The sequence below is a fragment of the Salinicola halimionae genome, from assembly GCF_003206065.1.
Lineage (GTDB): Bacteria > Pseudomonadota > Gammaproteobacteria > Pseudomonadales > Halomonadaceae > Salinicola > Salinicola halimionae.
Genome location: NZ_PZJQ01000005.1, coordinates 531,595 through 548,771 on the forward strand (window position 1 = coordinate 531,595; position 17,177 = coordinate 548,771).

Annotated in this window: 16 protein-coding genes; 10 read left to right on the forward strand and 6 right to left on the reverse strand. The window is 59.4% G+C overall.

Annotated elements, in window-relative coordinates; translation table 11 throughout:
• The first annotated feature begins 52 nt into the window (after window positions 1–52).
• The 8 genes from DOM27_RS15280 (at window position 53) to DOM27_RS15315 (ending at window position 9,395) form a co-directional block, all read left to right on the forward strand.
• Complete coding sequence (locus DOM27_RS15280; protein WP_110657208.1) at window positions 53–760, forward strand: response regulator transcription factor; 708 nt, start codon at window positions 53–55, stop codon at window positions 758–760.
• Window positions 757–2,241 carry a sensor histidine kinase gene (locus DOM27_RS15285; RefSeq protein ID WP_110657210.1) on the forward strand — a complete coding sequence of 495 codons (1,485 nt, stop codon included), beginning with the start codon at window positions 757–759 and terminating at the stop codon, window positions 2,239–2,241. Before DOM27_RS15280 ends, DOM27_RS15285 begins: the two co-directional genes overlap by 4 nt.
• A 228-nt stretch (window positions 2,242–2,469) precedes the next feature.
• On the forward strand, window positions 2,470–3,324 hold the full coding sequence (yghU, locus tag DOM27_RS15290) for a glutathione-dependent disulfide-bond oxidoreductase (protein ID WP_110657212.1): 855 nt from the start codon (window positions 2,470–2,472) through the stop codon (window positions 3,322–3,324).
• A gap of 123 nt (window positions 3,325–3,447) precedes the next feature.
• Complete coding sequence (locus tag DOM27_RS15295; protein WP_110657214.1) at window positions 3,448–4,698, forward strand: dicarboxylate/amino acid:cation symporter; 1,251 nt, start codon at window positions 3,448–3,450, stop codon at window positions 4,696–4,698.
• A 62-nt stretch (window positions 4,699–4,760) separates the two neighbouring features.
• Window positions 4,761–5,921, forward strand: coding sequence for an N-methyl-L-tryptophan oxidase (gene solA, locus DOM27_RS15300; protein ID WP_110657216.1), 1,161 nt, complete (start codon window positions 4,761–4,763; stop codon window positions 5,919–5,921).
• 66 nt (window positions 5,922–5,987) lie between these two features.
• Window positions 5,988–6,953, forward strand: a complete 966-nt coding sequence (locus tag DOM27_RS15305) for a putative RNA methyltransferase (protein WP_110657218.1) — start codon at window positions 5,988–5,990, stop codon at window positions 6,951–6,953.
• Between the two features lie 109 nt (window positions 6,954–7,062).
• Complete coding sequence (locus DOM27_RS15310) at window positions 7,063–7,248, forward strand: tautomerase family protein (protein WP_110657220.1); 186 nt, start codon at window positions 7,063–7,065, stop codon at window positions 7,246–7,248.
• Window positions 7,249–7,931: 683 nt separating this feature from the next.
• The gene (locus DOM27_RS15315) at window positions 7,932–9,395 is read left to right on the forward strand and encodes a catalase (RefSeq protein WP_110657222.1); all 1,464 of its coding nucleotides are present in this window, start codon (window positions 7,932–7,934) and stop codon (window positions 9,393–9,395) included.
• Window positions 9,396–9,467: 72 nt separating this feature from the next.
• Here the strand turns inward: DOM27_RS15315 and DOM27_RS15320 are convergent, their stop codons facing one another.
• Window positions 9,468–10,478, reverse strand: a complete 1,011-nt coding sequence (locus DOM27_RS15320) for an alpha/beta hydrolase (protein ID WP_110657224.1) — start codon at window positions 10,476–10,478, stop codon at window positions 9,468–9,470.
• On the reverse strand, window positions 10,475–11,419 hold the full coding sequence (locus DOM27_RS15325) for an MBL fold metallo-hydrolase (RefSeq protein WP_110657226.1): 945 nt from the start codon (window positions 11,417–11,419) through the stop codon (window positions 10,475–10,477). Before DOM27_RS15325 ends, DOM27_RS15320 begins: the two co-directional genes overlap by 4 nt.
• 73 nt (window positions 11,420–11,492) lie before the next feature.
• Between DOM27_RS15325 and DOM27_RS15330 the strand changes: the two genes are divergently transcribed.
• Entirely contained in the window at window positions 11,493–12,425 is a 933-nt protein-coding gene (locus tag DOM27_RS15330; protein ID WP_110657228.1) for a LysR family transcriptional regulator, read from the forward strand.
• Between the two features lie 49 nt (window positions 12,426–12,474).
• On the opposite strand, the gene DOM27_RS15335 is transcribed toward DOM27_RS15330, so the two are convergent.
• The 3 genes from DOM27_RS15335 to DOM27_RS15345 form a co-directional block, all read right to left on the reverse strand.
• Entirely contained in the window at window positions 12,475–13,518 is a 1,044-nt protein-coding gene (locus DOM27_RS15335) for a nucleoid-associated protein (RefSeq protein WP_110657230.1), read from the reverse strand.
• A gap of 85 nt (window positions 13,519–13,603) precedes the next feature.
• Entirely contained in the window at window positions 13,604–14,365 is a 762-nt protein-coding gene (locus tag DOM27_RS15340; RefSeq protein WP_110657232.1) for an ABC transporter permease, read from the reverse strand.
• Entirely contained in the window at window positions 14,362–15,387 is a 1,026-nt protein-coding gene (locus DOM27_RS15345; RefSeq protein WP_110657234.1) for an ABC transporter ATP-binding protein, read from the reverse strand. The genes DOM27_RS15340 and DOM27_RS15345 overlap by 4 nt, the downstream gene beginning before the upstream one ends.
• 226 nt (window positions 15,388–15,613) lie before the next feature.
• On the opposite strand from DOM27_RS15345, the gene DOM27_RS15350 reads away from it, so the two are divergent.
• Entirely contained in the window at window positions 15,614–16,204 is a 591-nt protein-coding gene (locus tag DOM27_RS15350; RefSeq protein ID WP_110657236.1) for a BPSL1445 family SYLF domain-containing lipoprotein, read from the forward strand.
• A gap of 108 nt (window positions 16,205–16,312) precedes the next feature.
• Here DOM27_RS15350 and DOM27_RS15355 read toward each other — a convergent pair whose 3' ends face one another.
• Complete coding sequence (locus DOM27_RS15355) at window positions 16,313–17,041, reverse strand: YebC/PmpR family DNA-binding transcriptional regulator (protein ID WP_110657238.1); 729 nt, start codon at window positions 17,039–17,041, stop codon at window positions 16,313–16,315.
• Window positions 17,042–17,177: the final 136 nt, after the last annotated feature.

Here is a 17,177-nt window from a genome sequence, read left to right on the forward strand (position 1 = left end):
CGTTCAACACTGCCGTTTACACTGAAAGCCCATCATCGAGGACGCCGCCTTCATGTCACGATCCATTCTTTGCGTCGAAGACGATCCCGATATCGGGCGCCTGCTGGTAACGATATTGGAAGAGGCCGGCTACGCCGTGGATTGGGTCATGGATGGAGAAGCCGCACTGGCGCGTTGGGAGTCGGCCTCGCTGATTTTGCTGGATTTGATGCTGCCGGGAATTGATGGCTTGGCGGTCTGTCGTGAGATTCGCGCTCGACATGCCACGCTGCCACTGATCATGTTGACAGCCAGAGCTGGTACCCATGATGTCGTGACCGGGCTCGAAATTGGTGCCGACGACTACCTCACGAAACCTTTCGATAGCGATATCCTGCTGGCGCGTATTCGCGCGCTACTACGCCGGCACGGGCAATCGGAACTCGGGGCGTCTGCTACGTCGATCGTGGCGCATGAACTGGAGATCGATATCGCCAATCATCGCGTTAGTCTGGCTGGGCAGTGGCTGTCGTTGACCGCGCGGGAATTTTCGCTGCTGGTGCTGTTCGCCCAGCATCCCGGACGAGGGTTTTCGAGAGGTGAACTACTGGACCAGGTATGGGGAGCGGAGTTCGAAGGTTTCGATCACACGGTCAACACGCATATCAATCGGCTGCGAGGAAAGATCGAAAAGGATCCGGCCCACCCACGCTATATCCATACCGTGTGGGGTATCGGATATCGCTTTACCGATGACGTGACCGTAGGCAGACAATCATGAAACTGTTACGCGTGTTACGGCGTACCTATCGCAGCCTCTACGCACGTATCGCACTGATTTATCTGGCGAGCCTGATAGCCATGTCGCTGGCAACGGCATGGATTGCGGTAGGGCAGTTCGACCAGCTGGGACGCGAGTGGCTGCAGCGCAGCCAACTGGATCTGGCAAAAAATCTGGCAACGGTCATGCAGACGCCGCTCGAACAGGGGGCGGATAGCGCCGCGGCCCATCGCGCCGCCGAGCGCATCATGAGCATCAACCCGGCGTTATCGGTATTTACGCTAGACGAGCACGGCCTCGTGGTGGCTGCCTACAACGCTCGCGGTTGCGGACTGGGTGCCAATATCGATACGGCTCCGATCCATCAACTGCTATCGAGCACGCCGATGTTGCCTGTGTATGCGCAAATGCCGTGCCGCGATAACGACAATGTCTTTTCCGCCGCGCGGGTAACGCTTGGTGCCGATCACGCCCCCGGTTATCTGTACGTCTCGCTGGAGGCCGACACCCACATGTCGATGGTGGGCATGTGGCAGACCAGCAGTATTTCGCGCTCGCTGGTGATTGCCGGCAGCGTGGCGCTGGCGTTGGCCAGCGGGGTAGGGCTGTTGTTGTTTGCGCTGCTGACTCGGCGTTTTTCCCGACTGACCCGCGCTGTACAGCGCTTTGCTGCCGGTGATTACGCGCAGCGGATCGAGTCCAGCATGGACGATGAAATCGGCCGTGCCGGCTACGCCTTCAACGACATGGCGGCGACCATCGAAGCGCAGTTGGATGCCCTGAGTGAGAATGATCGCCAGCGTCGCGAAATGATCGCCAATCTGTCCCACGAGTTTCGAACACCGCTAACCTCTCTGCGCGGTTATGCCCAGCAACTGGGTAACGACATGTCGCCGACGGATCTCAAGCACCGCGAGCAGTTGAGCGCGATTTTTGCCAACGTGGACCGCCTGACGCGACTGGCCAATCAGTTGTCTCTGCTGGCTCGAGTCGACGTATCAGACCGGCCGTTGAATCGAGAACCGTTCTCGATCCATGAACTGGCCAATGACATCGTGGGCAAATTTCGGCCCCGCGCCGAAGCCGCGTCGATCTCGCTGGTTGTAACCAGTGAGGCCGGATTGGCTCTCGTGAGTGCCGACCTGGAGTTGATCGACCGCGCGTTGACCAATCTGGTCGATAACGCCTTGTCTGCCACGAATGCCGGCGGTGATGTCACGCTATCGATCAGTCGCGAAAGCCCGGGTCTGCAGATTTGCGTCACGGACACCGGCATCGGCCTGGCGAAAGAGGAGATTCCCTTGATCACACAGCGCTTCTACCGTACGGCTGGTAGCCGCGGTCGGGGCGAAGGCAACGGATTGGGATTGGCGATCGTGGCCGAGATCCTGCGGCGGCACGACACGCGATTGGTCATCGATAGCCAGCGAGGCGAGGGAACCCGCTGTCGCTTCACCCTGTCGTCGGCGGAGTCGATCTGATAGCGCTGGCATGATTCGATGTTACCCCGCTTGAAGGACAGGAGTAGGGGAGGGTGGGGGAGATAAGGCGGAAGAGAAAAGTCCGGGGCTGTCGATGAGACGTCGAACTTGGGGCGAATCGCGATTTCTGGCTCGCTGAACAACCTTTAACACGCTATCTTTCCTCCCACACCGAGACGATGCCTCGACGATGGCGTCGTCACAGCAACTCCCGATTCAGGAGATGTCATGAGCGATTACACCCCACCGAAAGTCTGGGAACCGAAAGAGAGCGGCGGCAAGTTCGCGAGTATCAACCGCCCGGTCGCCGGTTCGACACATGAGAAGACGCTGCCGGTCGGCAAGCATCCGTTCCAGCTCTACTCGCTGGCGACACCCAATGGCGTCAAGGCTACCGTGATGCTCGAGGAGTTGCTGGCACTGGGCAAGGATGCCGAGTACGACGCCTGGCTGATCAAGATCGGCGATGGCGATCAATTCGGCAGCGGTTTCGTCGAGGTCAACCCGAACTCAAAGATTCCGGCACTGATGGATCACAGCGCTGACAAGCCGATTCGCGTGTTTGAATCCGGCTCCATCCTTCTGCATCTGGCCGAAAAGTTCGGTGCCTTTGTGCCGACCGATCCGGCCAAACGTGTCGAGACGATGAGCTGGCTGTTCTGGCAGATGGGTAGCGCGCCGTATCTGGGTGGCGGTTTCGGCCATTTCTACGCTTACGCGCCTGAGAAGATCGAATACGCGATCGACCGCTTCACCATGGAAGCCAAGCGTCAGCTCGACGTGCTCGACCGCCGACTGGCCGAGTCCCGCTACCTGGGCGGTGATGAGTACACCATTGCCGATATCGCGACCTGGTCCTGGTACGGTCAGCTGGCGCTCGGCCGCCTCTACGAAGCGGCCGAATTCCTGGACGTCGAGAGTTACGAGAACGTCCAGCGCTGGGCCAAGGAGATCGATGCGCGCCCAGCCGTCCAGCGTGGGCGTATGGTCAACCGCACCTTCGGCGAGCCGGAAACTCAGCTCCATGAACGCCATGGCGCCAGCGATTTCGACACGAAAACGCAGGACAAGATCGGCGACTGATACGGTGATGACGTCATTGAAAGCCCGGCCGCCATGCCGGGCTTTTTGCGTTAGGATTTGGCCCGTGATGCGGGTGTCGATGGCTGCGCTGATGGCGCGAGTTTTTTCCAACAAGGCGTGTTCATGAAAACTCTATTCCGAGGCTATCTCGAATCCTCTCTGATCCTGCGGGTAACCATCGCGCTGGTTCTTGGCGTAGCGGTCGGTCTGATTGGTGGCGAAACGACTGCCGCCTGGTTGGCACCGTTCGGCGATCTGCTGCTTCGATTATTGCAGTTCCTGATCGTACCGATCGTGTTGTTCACGCTGATCGTAGGCATCAATCAGGCCGATCTCGGGCGTATGGGGCGTATCGGCGGCAAGGTGTTCGTCTACTATGTGGCGACCTCGGCCCTGGCGATCGTGGTGGGGTTGGCAGTGGCCTCGCTATTCTCCCCAGGGAGCGGCATGACGCTGGATCAGAGCACGAGCATCGACGTCCCGGAAAACCCGGGCTTCGTCAGCGTACTGCTGAGCATCGTGCCAGATAATATCGTCGGCGCGCTGGCGCAGCCCAACCTGCTGGGGATCATCTTCACGGCGTTCGCCTTCGGTATCGCGCTGCTGAAAATGCGGCATAGCGAAGGGCAGAAAGTGCTGGGCGAAAAGCTCTATGGCGTCATCGAAGCCCTCAACGCAGTCACCATGAAGGTAATGGCTGGTGTGCTTCAGTACGTCCCCATCGGTGTGTTCGCCATCGTCGCGGGGACCGTCGCCAGCCAGGGGCTGGATACGATCCTGTCACTGGGCAACATGGTGGTGGTGCTTTATCTCGCCCTGGCGGTGCACCTGCTCCTCTACTGCGTGCTGATGACGGCTTTCGGCGTACGTTTGAAAGCTTTTTTTCGCGAGGCCCGCACGCCAATGGCAACGGCTTTCGCGACCCAGAGCAGCACCGGAACGCTGCCGCTGACGTTAAATGCGGCCCAACGCCTGGGTGTTTCGCAAAGCCTCTACGGTTTCAGCTTGCCGCTTGGTGCGACGATCAACATGGACGGTGCGGCGATTCGTATCGCCATTTCCGCGGTCTTTGCGGCCAACGTGGTCGGCATGCCGCTGGATCTCATGACCATGGTTGAAATCGTGCTGATCGGTACGCTGACTTCCATCGGTACGGCCGGCGTACCCGGCGCGGGCATCGTGATGATCGCGACGGTGTTTGCCCAGGTCGGGCTGCCGATCGAGACCGTGGCACTATTGACCTCGATCGATGCGTTGGTGGGGATGGGGTGTACCGCACTCAACGTTACCGGCGATCTGACAGGCACGGCGATCATTGCCCGCACTGAAGGCGATCAGATTGAATCGCGCCCAGATGAACGTCAGGCGGTGTAGTGGGGCTGATAGCGGCGGCCCAATTTCCCTCAAAGACGAGCGAATTTTCCAGGGATGACCGAATGAGTGCTTCGATACACGCGAATCATCTGATTATCGGCGGTGGCAGTATGGGGCTGGCGGCAGCGGACTATCTGGCCGGTACCGGGGAGCCATCGGTGCAGGTGCTGGATGCCCACAGTCCGCCCCATGATCAGGGGGCGCATCACGGTGAGACGCGCCTCATTCGATTGGCGTATGGGGAGGGTGGTCGCTACGTACCGTTGGCGCTGCGGGCGCTCGAACGTTGGAACGAGCTCGAACGAGAGACAGGCGAGTCGTTGTTTCTGCCCACGGGTGTGCTCAATCTCGGGCTCGCTTCGGCACCGTTTATCCAACAGGTGCAAGCCAGCGCGAACCAGTTCGATCTGCCGCTGGAGGTGCTCGAAGGACCGACCGTCTCTCAGCGTTGGCCCGGTTGGCAGCTTGATGAGCGGATCAAGGGAGCGTTCGAGGCTCGGGCTGGTGTCTTGCGAGTCGAACGGATTCTCGAGTGCTGGCGGCAGCGGGTGGACCGAAGCGAGAATGTGACCCTCACCACCGGCGCTCAGGTGGTCCGACTCGAGACACTTCAAGCGGGCGGCTACGCAGCGTTTTGTGCCGACGGCCAGCGATTCACCGCCGACCGATTGCTGATTTGCGCAGGGCAGCACGTGTCGCCGTTATTGGCTGAGCTCGGGATCGAGTTGCCGCTGACCCGCGTACGCAAGACGTTTGCCTGGTTCGAGGCCGACCAGCGCTATGCACCCAAGCACTTCCCCGGTTTCAGCTTCACTGACAATGACCTGGGGATCTACTACGGTTTTCCGGATATCGATGGAGCCGGTTTCAAGATCGGCCGCCACGACAGCGGCCAGATCCTGGCACCGGGAGAGCCGATGGCGGCATTCGGTGCCTATCCCGAGGACTTCGCCGAGCTGCAGCAGGTGATCGACCGCCATCTGCCGGGTGTCGGGGCGTTTCGCCATGGAGCCGTCTGCCAGTATATCCGTAGCCCGGACGAGCACTTCCTGATCGACGAACCCTTGCCTGGCTTGATCGTTGCCGGCGGTTTTTCCGGCCACGGCTTCAAATTCGCCAGTGCCTTGGGGGAATCGCTGGGGCAGTGGCTGGCGAGTGGTCGTGCCGCCACCGAGTTGACCGGGTTCGGTCTGGGGCGTTTTCGAGGCAACGTTTCTCCCTGAGAAATGGACTCCCGCCAACGTGGAGGTCGCGTACACTGGGCGGCTTCACAAGCAAGCGGTAGCGATATGTCCTTCATCCCTTTTCCCGCGCTGGCCTGTCCGCTGGACGGCGACCCGATGCATCGCGAGGGCCAGACTTGGCGCTGCGCTGCCGGTCATAGCTACGACATCGCCAAACAGGGATATACCCACCTGCTACCGGTGCAGCATAAGCGTTCCCGCGATCCGGGGGACAGCAAGGCGATGGTGGCGGCGCGCCAGCGTTTCCTCAACGCCGGTCACTATCAGCCCGTTGCCGAAGCGGTCGCGCGTGCCGTGCTGGCACGAAGACCTGACACCGGCACGCTTCACTGCCTGGACGCCGGCTGCGGGGAAGGTTACTACCTGCGCCAGCTGGCGGAAGCAGGGGCCGAGGCAGCGTCGCTCTCCCTGCTGGGATTGGATATTTCCAAGTGGGCGGTGCTGTCGGCTGCGAAGCAGGATAAAGGCGCCGCTAAACAAGAGCGGGCGGTACTTTCGGCTGCGAATGAGGACAAGGGCGCCGCCAAAGGGGAGACCGCCGCTGGTCATCAGCATGAAGCGGTGGAGTCAGCCGAGCGTGCCTCCTGGGTCGTGGCCAGCAATGCCAATCTGCCGGTGCTAGACGGCTCTGTCGACTGCGTACTGTGCCTGTTCGGGTTTCCGGTTTATTCGGAGTTCGCTCGTGTGTTGAAGCCGAAAGGCCTGTTGATACAGGCCGATGTCGGGCCGGACCATCTTCGCGAGCTACGCGAAGTTATCTATCCCAGCCTCAAACCGGAACGCGAGCGTTCGGAAGTGGCACCCGACGGGTTAGTCCGAACGGGCGTCGAGACGATCCGTTACTCGATGACATTGGATAGCGTCGAGGCCATCGCCGACTTGCTGGCAATGACCCCGCATCTCTATCGCGCCAGTGCCGAAGGCCGAGCGCGAGCAGACGCGTTGGAGTCGCTGACCGTCACGGTGGAAGTCAGGCTTACGCGATTCGAGCGGCTGCCAACGTTTACCTGACGCTGGTCCGAGCAGGTACACCTTGACCTCGTCGTCGCAATTCAGAGACCGTGAATTCGGCTACAGTGGTTGGGTGGTAACCTGACTCAAACAACCGAGGGAAAGACTCATGCCAGAAGTTCTGGTGCATATGGTGGAAGGGCGTACTCCCGAACAGAAGAAGATGCTGCTGCAAAAGACCACCCAGGCGGTCGTCGAATCACTGGGCGTGCGGCCAGAGCAAGTAACGGTGCAGATCGTCGAAGCCAAGGCGGATTCCAAGGCCAAGGGAGGCATTCTCTTCAGCGAGCGCTAGCAAACTTCCATAGCAGCCTGCTGCCCGCCATATCTTGAATGAGATGCTGACGCGGGCAGCCAGGTGTAGGCAGCGAGTCGTCGCGGGTGGCCGTCAAAAGAACGATTTAGCGCTTGCCGCATCTCGCCGGCGGTTCGCGACGATAATTGCCTTGCCGATCCCAGCATCCAGCCGGAATCTTCCGGCGGCAGAACAATGACCTTTCAGTGAGACCCCAGGCTCCTCTTGATCCAGATGCGCGCGAGACCTCCTCTCGCCGTGGCTGGACGACCTCGAGTGCCATGAAATTTCCCGATAGCTGATATTGCGCGTAACTATTGGGTCTTGGTTTCCAACAAGCTATTGCCTATAACGCAGCCCTTGCGACATCAGTCTTTGCCACTTTTCCGGTTCCGACGGGCAGCCGCTGTAAGCCGATCAACGTTATCGTGTTGCCCTAAAGTCGTCTCTCCCCGGTTGGACAGCACTCAGGGTTTCTATCTATAAGTGGTGTTGCTCTTGCATCAGACAATCGGAATTCTGGCGGTCAGCCGATGTTGGGCGAGAAAATTTGGCGATCCTGTCGCGGAACTGACAATGAACCTGCGGCGTTCATCGTGACAATCACGCCGAGAGGGTCGCCGCGTGGTTAGGCGTGTCGGGGCGATCAACGCCTCGCATCGTAGAATTAGGGAGAGATCATCGTGACTAGCGACAATAACCGACCGACGACGACAGAAGCTGGCATTCCGGTATCGAGTCAGGAAAATTCCCTGTCCGTAGGCCCGGATGGCCCGATCGTGCTGCATGACCACTACCTGATGGAGCAGATGGCGGCTTTTAACCGCGAGATGATTCCGGATCGCCAGCCGCATGCCAAGGGCAGCGGCGCTTTCGGTCATTTTGAAGTGACTCAGGACGTTAGCCAATTCACCAAGGCCAACTTCCTGCAGCCTGGCAAGAAAACCGAGATGGTTGCGCGTTTCTCGACCGTTGCCGGCGAAGGCGGCAGCCCGGATACCTGGCGTGACCCGCGCGGCTTCGCGCTCAAGTTCTACACCGAGGAAGGCAACTTCGACATGGTGGGTAACAATACCCCCGTGTTCTTCATGCGTGATCCGATGAAGTTCCAGCATTTCATCCACTCCCAGAAGCGCCGTGCGGATAACGGCCTGCGCGATCACGACATGCAGTGGGATTTCTGGACCATGGCGCCGGAATCGGCTCACCAGGTGACCTGGCTGATGGGCGACCGTGGCGTGCCTGCGAGCTGGCGACACATGAATGGATACTCCAGCCACACCTACATGTGGGTCAATGCGCAGAGTGAGCGTTTTTGGGTCAAGTATCACTTCAAAACCGACCAAGGCATCAAGTGCCTGACTCAGGAGCAGGCGGATCAGATGGCGGGCAGCGATGCCGACTATCACCGTCGCGACCTGTTTAATGCGATCAAGCGCGGCGACTACCCGACCTGGACGCTACAGGTCCAGATCATGCCGTTCGAGGATGCCAAGACCTACCGCATCAATCCGTTCGACCTGACCAAGGTCTGGCCGCACGACGACTATCCGCTAATGGAAGTCGGCAAGATGACGCTGGATCGTAATCCGGAGGACTTCCATACCCAGATCGAGCAGGCCGCCTTCGAACCCAACAACATGGTTCCCGGCACCGGGCTGTCACCGGACAAGATGTTGCTGGCGCGTTCCATCTCCTATTCTGATGCACACCGCGCGCGACTCGGGGTGAACTACAAGCACATCCCGGTAAATACGCCCAAAGTGCCGGTGCACAGCTACAGCAAGGGTGGCGCGATGCGTATGCATAACGCCAGCGATCCGGTTTACGCGCCGAACAGCAAGGGTGGCTCCAAGGCCGATCCCGAGCGTTACCCGGAAGATGCGGTGTGGTCGGCAGATGGCGAATTCGTTCGCAGCGCCTACACGCTGCGCCCGGCGGACGATGACTTCAGCCAAGCCAATGACCTCGTCAACAAGGTCATGGATGATGCGGCACGTGATCGCCTGGTCAATAACGTGGTCGGTCACGTTTCCGGCGGCGTCGAGGAGCCGGTACTTTCCCGCGTGTTCGAGTACTGGCACAACATCGATGCGACCATCGGTCGACGTATCGAGGAAGGTGTGAAGGCTAACCGAGGTCAGTGACGCCGGGTTAGTCAGTCCGACAAGAGAACGGCCGCCTCTGGACAGGGGCGGCCGTTGTCGTTGATGCAACAGCTATTCGTCGTCTAAATCTCTTGCCGCCGCGCTTCGCAGTGATGTCTCGCTCAGGAAGTCGATGATGGCATTAAAGGCCTGGTGACGCTCCGGCTCCATCAGAATCATATGGGTTCCGCCGCCGATCTCGAGCCAACGCCGGTAAGCGGCATTGTCCAAACGTGAAAACAGGTCCCGCATCATGTCGATACGGACGTCCTGATCCCACTCGGCGTGCACCAGAAGCACCGGCACGGTGATGAGACTCGGCTCGTAAAGAGGTCGATCGGCCAGCCAGTGCTCGCGAGTATCCTGAATCGCTCCCCCTGGGGCGCGAATACTGCGTGGTTCGGGAGCGTCTGGATCGGTAGCGTCCGTTACCGTGGCCCACTGCTCGAACCAGCCGGGCGGCAACACGCTTTCTTGTTTGGCGAGTGGTACACCAGCCAGCCAGGCAGCTCGGAATGCATCGAGATGCGCCAGGCGCCAAGCCGTCAATGGTTGTCCTGAATCTATGCGGAGCGGACGACTCGACAACCACTGAGGCGCAACCAGCGCCAGTTTTTCGAGCTTCTCACCGTACTGCGTGGCATAGATGCCCGCTACGGAGCCGCCCCAGGACATGGCCACGAGGCTGAGCCGCTCGATGGCATTCTTTTCAAGAACGTGTTCGATGGCAGAACCCAGATCGTGCGCGGCGATTCGGGCCGTCGTCAACGGCGGGTTGGTATCTGGAGCGGCTTCCATCGCCTGGGGTCGAGTCGATCCGCCGTAGCCTCGGGCATCCACGGCCCACACGTCGAATCCGGCTGTGGCCAACACATCCATGAATGAGACGCCATTGATCGACACATCGAACAAGCTCTCGCTGGGAAAGGTCGCGCCGTGCATCAGTATTACCGTGTTGGACGAGCTTTTGCGGACCATGTCGTTACGGCATCGATGTCGCAGTTGCAGGCGGATCCCGTCAGTGTCGCTATCGATGAGATAGTGTTCGCGGAGCAGCGACTGGGGAGATGTGTTGTCACTCATGATTCGACTCCTTGAGCGAAGGTCCAGTCGAAGCCGTGGTCGCCCATGCTGATTTTACCGACAGAGGTATCGCCGAAGTGGGTGGTGAAAACGAGCGCTTGGTGATCGGCAGCGTGGCGGATGATCTTATGACGAGAGTCGCGCGCCGCCTGAGGGAACTCGCAGTACACCGAGTTGATCTCGGGATGACGGAATTGCAGTGGATGATGCATGACGTCGCCCCAGAACAGCGCGGTCTCGCCGTTTGACGTGTAGGAAATGGCAGCATGATCGATGCTGTGGCCCGGGGCTGAAAGAAATCGAAATCCTTCGATACCGGTGTCATCGATATCGATTCGCTGGTCTTGTCCGGCGTCCACGATGGGCGAAACGCTATCGGCGAAAACCCCGGGAAGCGGCTCGTGATCGGGTTTGCCCAGCCCGGCTTGACGGCGGATAGGTGCTATCTCCTCACGTGCCGAAGAGAGTGCCCGGTTGTAGGCATATTCCCGTTCGGAAAACACATAGCGAGCGTTGGGGAATGTCGGAACCCATTGGCCGTTTTTCAGGCGGGTATTCCAACCGACATGATCGGCATGAAGATGCGTGTGTAGCACCAGATCCACGTTTTCCGGTGCGAAGCCAATAGCCTGGAGTCGTTCCAGAAAAGGTTCGTCGAGTTGATGAAACAGCGGGGCGGTGGGGCGCTCCTTGTCGTTACCGGTAGCGGTATCAATCAGCACGGTATGCTCGGGCGTCTCCACCAGCCAGGCATGAATGCTCTGGCGTAGCAGGCGACGTTCGGGGTCGTAACTCCCGTCGCCCCAGTGCCCGGCGTCGGCTTCCAATGCCTGGGCATCGCCGTTGGGGAATAACTGCTGGCTCGTCGCTGTATCGATCGCGATTTCCGGGATTTTGGTGATTCGGGCATCACCAACCCAGAAGGAGGTGTAGGCGGTCATGAAATACTCCGGTTGACTGAGGATGATCGCTAGCGTATTGCTAACCCATCTATTAGCCAAATCGATGCAAATAATGCAGCCAATTGATCACTTCGATCTTCGTAATTTCGACCTGAACCTGCTGATCGCCTTCGACGCGATGATGCGGGAGCGAAGCGTGACCCGGGCGGCCGAGCGTTTGAGAATTCGCCAACCGGCGATGAGCCACAATCTCTCGCTGCTGCGGACACTGTTTCAGGATGATCTTTTCGTACGGGTAGGGATCATCATGCAGCCCACGGTCCGGGCCCAGATGTTGGCAGAGCCGGTGGAACAGGCTCTGGGGATGATGCAGTCGTTGATTCATGCCTCCTCGGAATTCGATCCGGCGACCGATCAGCGCATTTTCCGCATGGGATTTTCGAGTGAAGTCGAGCTCTTGCTGATGCCGGAGCTGGCCTCGCGTTTGCGACAAAGAGCACCTGGCGTCAGGCTGCATGGACGGCCGGCACAACGACGTGACGTCTATCGATTACTGGATGACCGAATTCTGGACCTGGCGATCGGATGTTTCGACAATCAGGCGCAACGCTATCGACAGCATCGTCTGTTCGAGCAGTCGCTGAGCTGCGTGTTCCACCCTGAGCTGATGACGCTTGGGGAGTCGATATCGCTGACCGAGTACCTGCGGTCACCCCACGCTTTGGTCAGTTTGAGCGAGAGTCTGCATGGTTGTCTCGAGTCGGCACTCGACACGGTCGGCGGCACGCTCAATGTGGTCGCGACATCGTCGGAGTTTCTTGGCGTGCTGGGTATGGTCGCGAGCGCGCCGCTCATTGCCACGTTGCCGACCCGAATGGCAAAACGCTATGGCACGGCGTTCGGCTTGTCCGTGATTCCGGTTCCGATGACCTTGACGGTACCTGATGTCTCGCTGGTATGGACGGCCCAGGAGGATAACAATCCTGCCTCTCGCTGGTTGCGAGGGGAAATTCACGACATTCTGGGCCAGATGGAGATCCCCTAGGCTCTGATCCACCTCGTCGATCCCTCGTCGATCCCTCGTCGATCCCTCGTCAGCCCTTACGGTCCTTGATCTGATCTTTCAGTTGCCCGGGCACTTGCTTGATGATCAGACGATCGCGCTCGTCGTCGTATTCTATACTGTTGCCGAGCAGGTGGGAGTCGAAGCTGATCGACACGCCGCTGGCGCGGCCGGCGAAGCGCTTGAACTGCTGCAGGGTCCGCTTGTCCGGCGGAATCTCTGCGGCGAGTCCATAGTCCTGATTGCGGATATAGTCGTAGAACGCCTTGGGCTGCTGCTCGTCGACCAGTTTGGAAAGTTCATCGAGCGTTATCGGCTCTCCACGCTTGGCCTGAGCATTGGCGTAGTCGATCAGCGTCTCGGTCTTCTCGCGGCTGGCTTCTTCGGGGAGATCCTCGCTTTCGACATAGTCGCTGAACGCCTTGAGCAGCGTGCGAGTTTCTGCGCCGGCATTGATGCCTTCCTGGCAGCCTAGCCATAGCCTGAAATCTTCCACCAGCTTCTTGTTGCCGCGATCCTGCACGTAGGTAATGTATTGGCGGGATTGCCCCCGCTGCCACTGGGTCAGGTCGATACGGGCGGCCAACATCAATTGACCGAGATTGAGCTGTTGCACGGGAACGACGTTGAGATCGGAATCGAATCCATAACCCTCACGCTGATGGAGCAGGGTTAGCGTCAAATATTCTGCCTCGCCCTGACGGGAGTGCACGAACCACCAGTGACCGCCGATGGAGAGGTGAGCATCGATCAGCGGCATCAGGCTTTCGGTGGTCTGACGGGTGAAGTCGCTGAAGTTGATTTCGCCGCTACGATAGCGCTCCAGCTCGAAGGCGAATCGCGACGACGCTGCGGGAGCGGCGTCACTATTCTTAGTGCTGTCGGTGTCATCCTCTCCGCCACCCCCGCCGAAGTGCCCCCATGCCTTGGGTTTGCCATGGAAGTTCGAATTGAACGTGGCGAGCAGAGACTCCGCCGTCGTGGTATCCGTCATGGCGTCGCCGCGCGTCAGCGTGGCGGGCTGTTCGTCGCTCTGTTTATCGATGCGGTGAGCACAGGCTTGCAGTATCGGCATGAGGTGACTCGTGAAGCGGGAAAGGGCGGGCGGCCATTCGGCGACCCGCGAAAAAAGACGACGGTGGTTAGGGCTTGGCTGCCGGTCAGGGGCGCAGTCGATAGCCGGTGCGGAAGATCCAACTGATGACGGCCAGACTCACCGCCAGGAAGGCGCCGATCATGACCAGGCTCGCGACCACGCTGACATCGCTGATGCCATAGAAGCTCCAGCGAAAACCGCTAACCAGATAGACCACCGGGTTGGCCAGCGTCACCGCCTGCCAGAACGATGGCAGCATATCGATGGAGTAGAAACTGCCGCCGAGAAAGGTCAGGGGCGTGATGATCAACAGTGGCACCAACTGCAATTTCTCGAAGCTGTCCGCCCAGATCCCGATGATGAAGCCGAGCAGGCTGAAGGTGAGCGCGGTCAACAGCAGAAAAAGCATCATCATGAACGGATGCTGGATATGCAGATCGACGAAGAAGTTGGCCGTGCCCAGAATCACCAGCCCCAGAATGGCCGACTTCGAAGCCGCGGCACCCACGTAACCGAGCACGATCTCGAAATATGAGATCGGCGCCGACAGCAGTTCGTAGATGGTGCCGGTGAACTTGGGGAAGAAAATCCCGAATGACGCATTCGAGACGCTCTGCGTCAGCAGCATCAGCATGATCAGGCCAGGTACGATGAAAGCCCCGTAGCTGACGCCTTCGACCTCCTGAATGCGCGAGCCGATGGCGGCACCGAAGACGACGAAGTACAGGGATGTAGAAATCACCGGCGAAATCAGGCTCTGCAGTAGCGTGCGCCCGGCGCGGGCCATTTCGAAGACATAGATGGAGCGAACGGCTTGCAGGTTCATTGGCGCTCTCTAACCAGGTTGACGAAGATATCTTCCAGCGAACTCTGCTTGGTATGCAGATCCTTGAAGCGGATGCCGGCGGCCTCGATCTCGTTGATCAGGGCGCTGATGCTGACATGATCGCCGTCCCCGGCATCGCTGGCATCATAGGTGTAGACCAGCACGTTGCCTTCCTCGGCCAGCGTCAGCGGGTGATGGGCCAAGGCAGGCGGTACGCTGGCCAACGGCGTCTGTAGATGCAGCGTCAGCTGCTTGCTGCCGAGCTGGCGCATCAGCGCCGCTTTCTCCCGTACCAATACGAGCTCGCCGCCATTGATGACCCCGATTCGATCGGCCATCTCCTCGGCTTCCTCGATATAGTGCGTGGTCAGAATGATGGTCACGCCGCTGTTACGAAGCTCCCTGACGACTTCCCACATATCGCGTCTGAGCTCGACATCGACCCCGGCGGTGGGTTCGTCGAGAAAAAGGATTTCGGGTTCGTGTCCCAGCGCCTTGGCGATCAACACGCGTCGTTTCATGCCGCCGGAGAGCGTGATCAACTTGTTCTTGCGCTTGTCCCACAGCGACAGCGACTTGAGCACGCGCTCGATGTGGGCATCGTTGGGCGGCTTGCCAAACAGCCCGCGACTGAACCGCACCGTATTCCAGACGGTCTCGAAGGCGTCGCTGGTCAGCTCCTGGGGGACCAGGCCGATCTTGGCGCGTGCGGCGCGGTAATCGGTGACGCTGTCGTGGCCGTCGATCATCACGCTGCCGCCGCTGGCATTGACCAGCCCGCAGATGATGCTGATAAGGGTCGTCTTGCCGGCGCCGTTGGGACCGAGCAGGGCAAATATCTCGCCGCGCTGAATTTCCAGGTCGATCTGCTTCAGCGCTTCGAAACCGGAATCGTAGCGTTTGGATAGGCCTGAAATGGCAATCACCGGCGCAGGCTGAACGTTGGCGTTGTGGACCTGTGTACCGATGGTGGCATCGCTGGATGCCGCGCGCTCCGGCGCTAAGGGCGTCTCGTGACTCATGAAGGCGATACATCGTGACGTGAAGGGCCACCATTGTAGGCGAAAAAACGCGCTGGCTGGAGCCGCGAGCATTCCGCATCGCGCTGGTGTTGCCAAAGCCGCCCCTATTTGCGGCGAAACGGGCGCAATGGCGCGGAGTTGTCTATAACAAACAGGCAACATAAAAAATCATACAGGCAAGATCGGTGTTGAAATGACGCCGAAATTTCTAGCAAGGAGGCCATTCATGGCACGTTTGTCATCAATCCACCGTACCGCCATCATGCTGCTCGTCGCCGTTCTCGGCAGCACAGCGCTGACGGCTTGCACGACTACCTCATCCTCGGATCGCGAAAGCCGCCTGTCCCAGCGCTCGCAGTTGGATCAGGATGTCCAGCAGACGCTGGATCGGCTCTATCGGTCGGTGCCCGATTCCCGATCATTGGCGCAACAGGCCAAGGGCGTACTGGTCTTTCCCGGCGTGTTGGGCGCCAGCTTCATCGTCGGCGCCAGTCATGGTGATGGGTCGCTACTGATGGATGGTGCCAAGGCCGGCTACTACACGACGACGAGCGGTTCGATCGGCTTCCAGGCGGGGGCGCAGTCGCAGGCCGTCATCTATATGCTGATGACCGAGAAGGCGCTCAACCGCGTGCGTAGCGACAACGGCTGGTCCATCGGTGCCAGCGCCGGGGTAGCCGTCGCCGATATCGGCGCCAACGGTCAGATCACCAACGACACGGCCAACAAGGAGGTCGTCGCGTTCGTGATGAACAATCAGGGTGTTCAGGGTGGTGTCTCGTTGAACGGTGCCAAGATCTCCAAGGTCAGCCCTTGACCCTGTCTGGATCCAGGCCATGGCCAATGATTCATGGACTCGGATGCAAGAAACCCACCGAAAGGTGGGTTTCTCGTCAATGATCGCGAAGATGACGAAGCCGGAGGGTCAGGCGCTTTCGGGCAGTTCGGCGTTGTGATAGACGTTCTGTACATCGTCGAGATCGTTCAACATGTCGATGAACTTCTCGAACATCGCTACGTCGTCGCCTTCCAGCGGCGTGTGTGTCTGTGGCAGGAACTGAATCTCGTCGGCTTCGAACTCGAGTTCGCCGAAGGTATCGAGCAGAGCCTGCTTGGCTTTGGCATAGTCGGTATGCGGCGCGAACACGGTGATGCGGCCGTCTTCGCTTTCGATATCGGTCACGTCGACATCGGCTTCCATCAGCGCTTCGAGCACGGCTTCCTCGTCCTCGCCGGCGAAGGCAAAGATCGCGCAGTGGTCGAACATATGGCTGACGGCGCCCTGGGTGCCGATCTTGCTCTTGGTCTTGGTGAAGCAGCCGCGGACATCGCCGAAGGTTCGGTTCGGATTATCGGTCAGGCACTCGACAATCACCATGCAGTTGCCGGGGCCGAAACCTTCGTAGCGGGCCGCCGAGAAATCCTCGCCACCGCTGCCCTTGGCCTTGTCGAGCGCCTTGTCGATCACGTGCGACGGCACCTGATCCTTCTTGGCCTTGTCGATCAGCCCGCGAAGCGTCAGGTTACCGGAAGGATCCGTACCACCGGATTTGGCGCAGACGTAAATTTCGCGGCCATACTTGCTGTAGACCTTGGTCTTGGCGTCGGCCGTCTTGGCCATGGATTCCTTGCGATTCTGGAAGGCCCTACCCATTGTCACTACCTATCAGGTTGTCAACGACGGGCGAGATTTTACGCAACATTGCGCGGATGTTGCAGGTTTATTTGGCCTTTCTCGCACCAATTGCCTACCCCGAGCGACGAGACGGCGTCAATCATCGTGCGCTCTG

Coding starts and splice junctions, on each gene's coding strand:
- DOM27_RS15280 (WP_110657208.1), top strand. CDS start 53: ATGTCACGATCCATTCTTTGCGTCGAAGACGATCCCGATATCGGGCGC.
- DOM27_RS15285 (WP_110657210.1), top strand. CDS start 757: ATGAAACTGTTACGCGTGTTACGGCGTACCTATCGCAGCCTCTACGCA.
- yghU (WP_110657212.1), top strand. CDS start 2,470: ATGAGCGATTACACCCCACCGAAAGTCTGGGAACCGAAAGAGAGCGGC.
- DOM27_RS15295 (WP_110657214.1), top strand. CDS start 3,448: ATGAAAACTCTATTCCGAGGCTATCTCGAATCCTCTCTGATCCTGCGG.
- solA (WP_110657216.1), top strand. CDS start 4,761: ATGAGTGCTTCGATACACGCGAATCATCTGATTATCGGCGGTGGCAGT.
- DOM27_RS15305 (WP_110657218.1), top strand. CDS start 5,988: ATGTCCTTCATCCCTTTTCCCGCGCTGGCCTGTCCGCTGGACGGCGAC.
- DOM27_RS15310 (WP_110657220.1), top strand. CDS start 7,063: ATGCCAGAAGTTCTGGTGCATATGGTGGAAGGGCGTACTCCCGAACAG.
- DOM27_RS15320 (WP_110657224.1), bottom strand. CDS start 10,478: ATGAGTGACAACACATCTCCCCAGTCGCTGCTCCGCGAACACTATCTC.
- DOM27_RS15325 (WP_110657226.1), bottom strand. CDS start 11,419: ATGACCGCCTACACCTCCTTCTGGGTTGGTGATGCCCGAATCACCAAA.
- DOM27_RS15330 (WP_110657228.1), top strand. CDS start 11,493: ATGCAGCCAATTGATCACTTCGATCTTCGTAATTTCGACCTGAACCTG.
- DOM27_RS15335 (WP_110657230.1), bottom strand. CDS start 13,518: ATGCCGATACTGCAAGCCTGTGCTCACCGCATCGATAAACAGAGCGAC.
- DOM27_RS15340 (WP_110657232.1), bottom strand. CDS start 14,365: ATGAACCTGCAAGCCGTTCGCTCCATCTATGTCTTCGAAATGGCCCGC.
- DOM27_RS15345 (WP_110657234.1), bottom strand. CDS start 15,387: ATGAGTCACGAGACGCCCTTAGCGCCGGAGCGCGCGGCATCCAGCGAT.
- DOM27_RS15350 (WP_110657236.1), top strand. CDS start 15,614: ATGGCACGTTTGTCATCAATCCACCGTACCGCCATCATGCTGCTCGTC.
- DOM27_RS15355 (WP_110657238.1), bottom strand. CDS start 17,041: ATGGGTAGGGCCTTCCAGAATCGCAAGGAATCCATGGCCAAGACGGCC.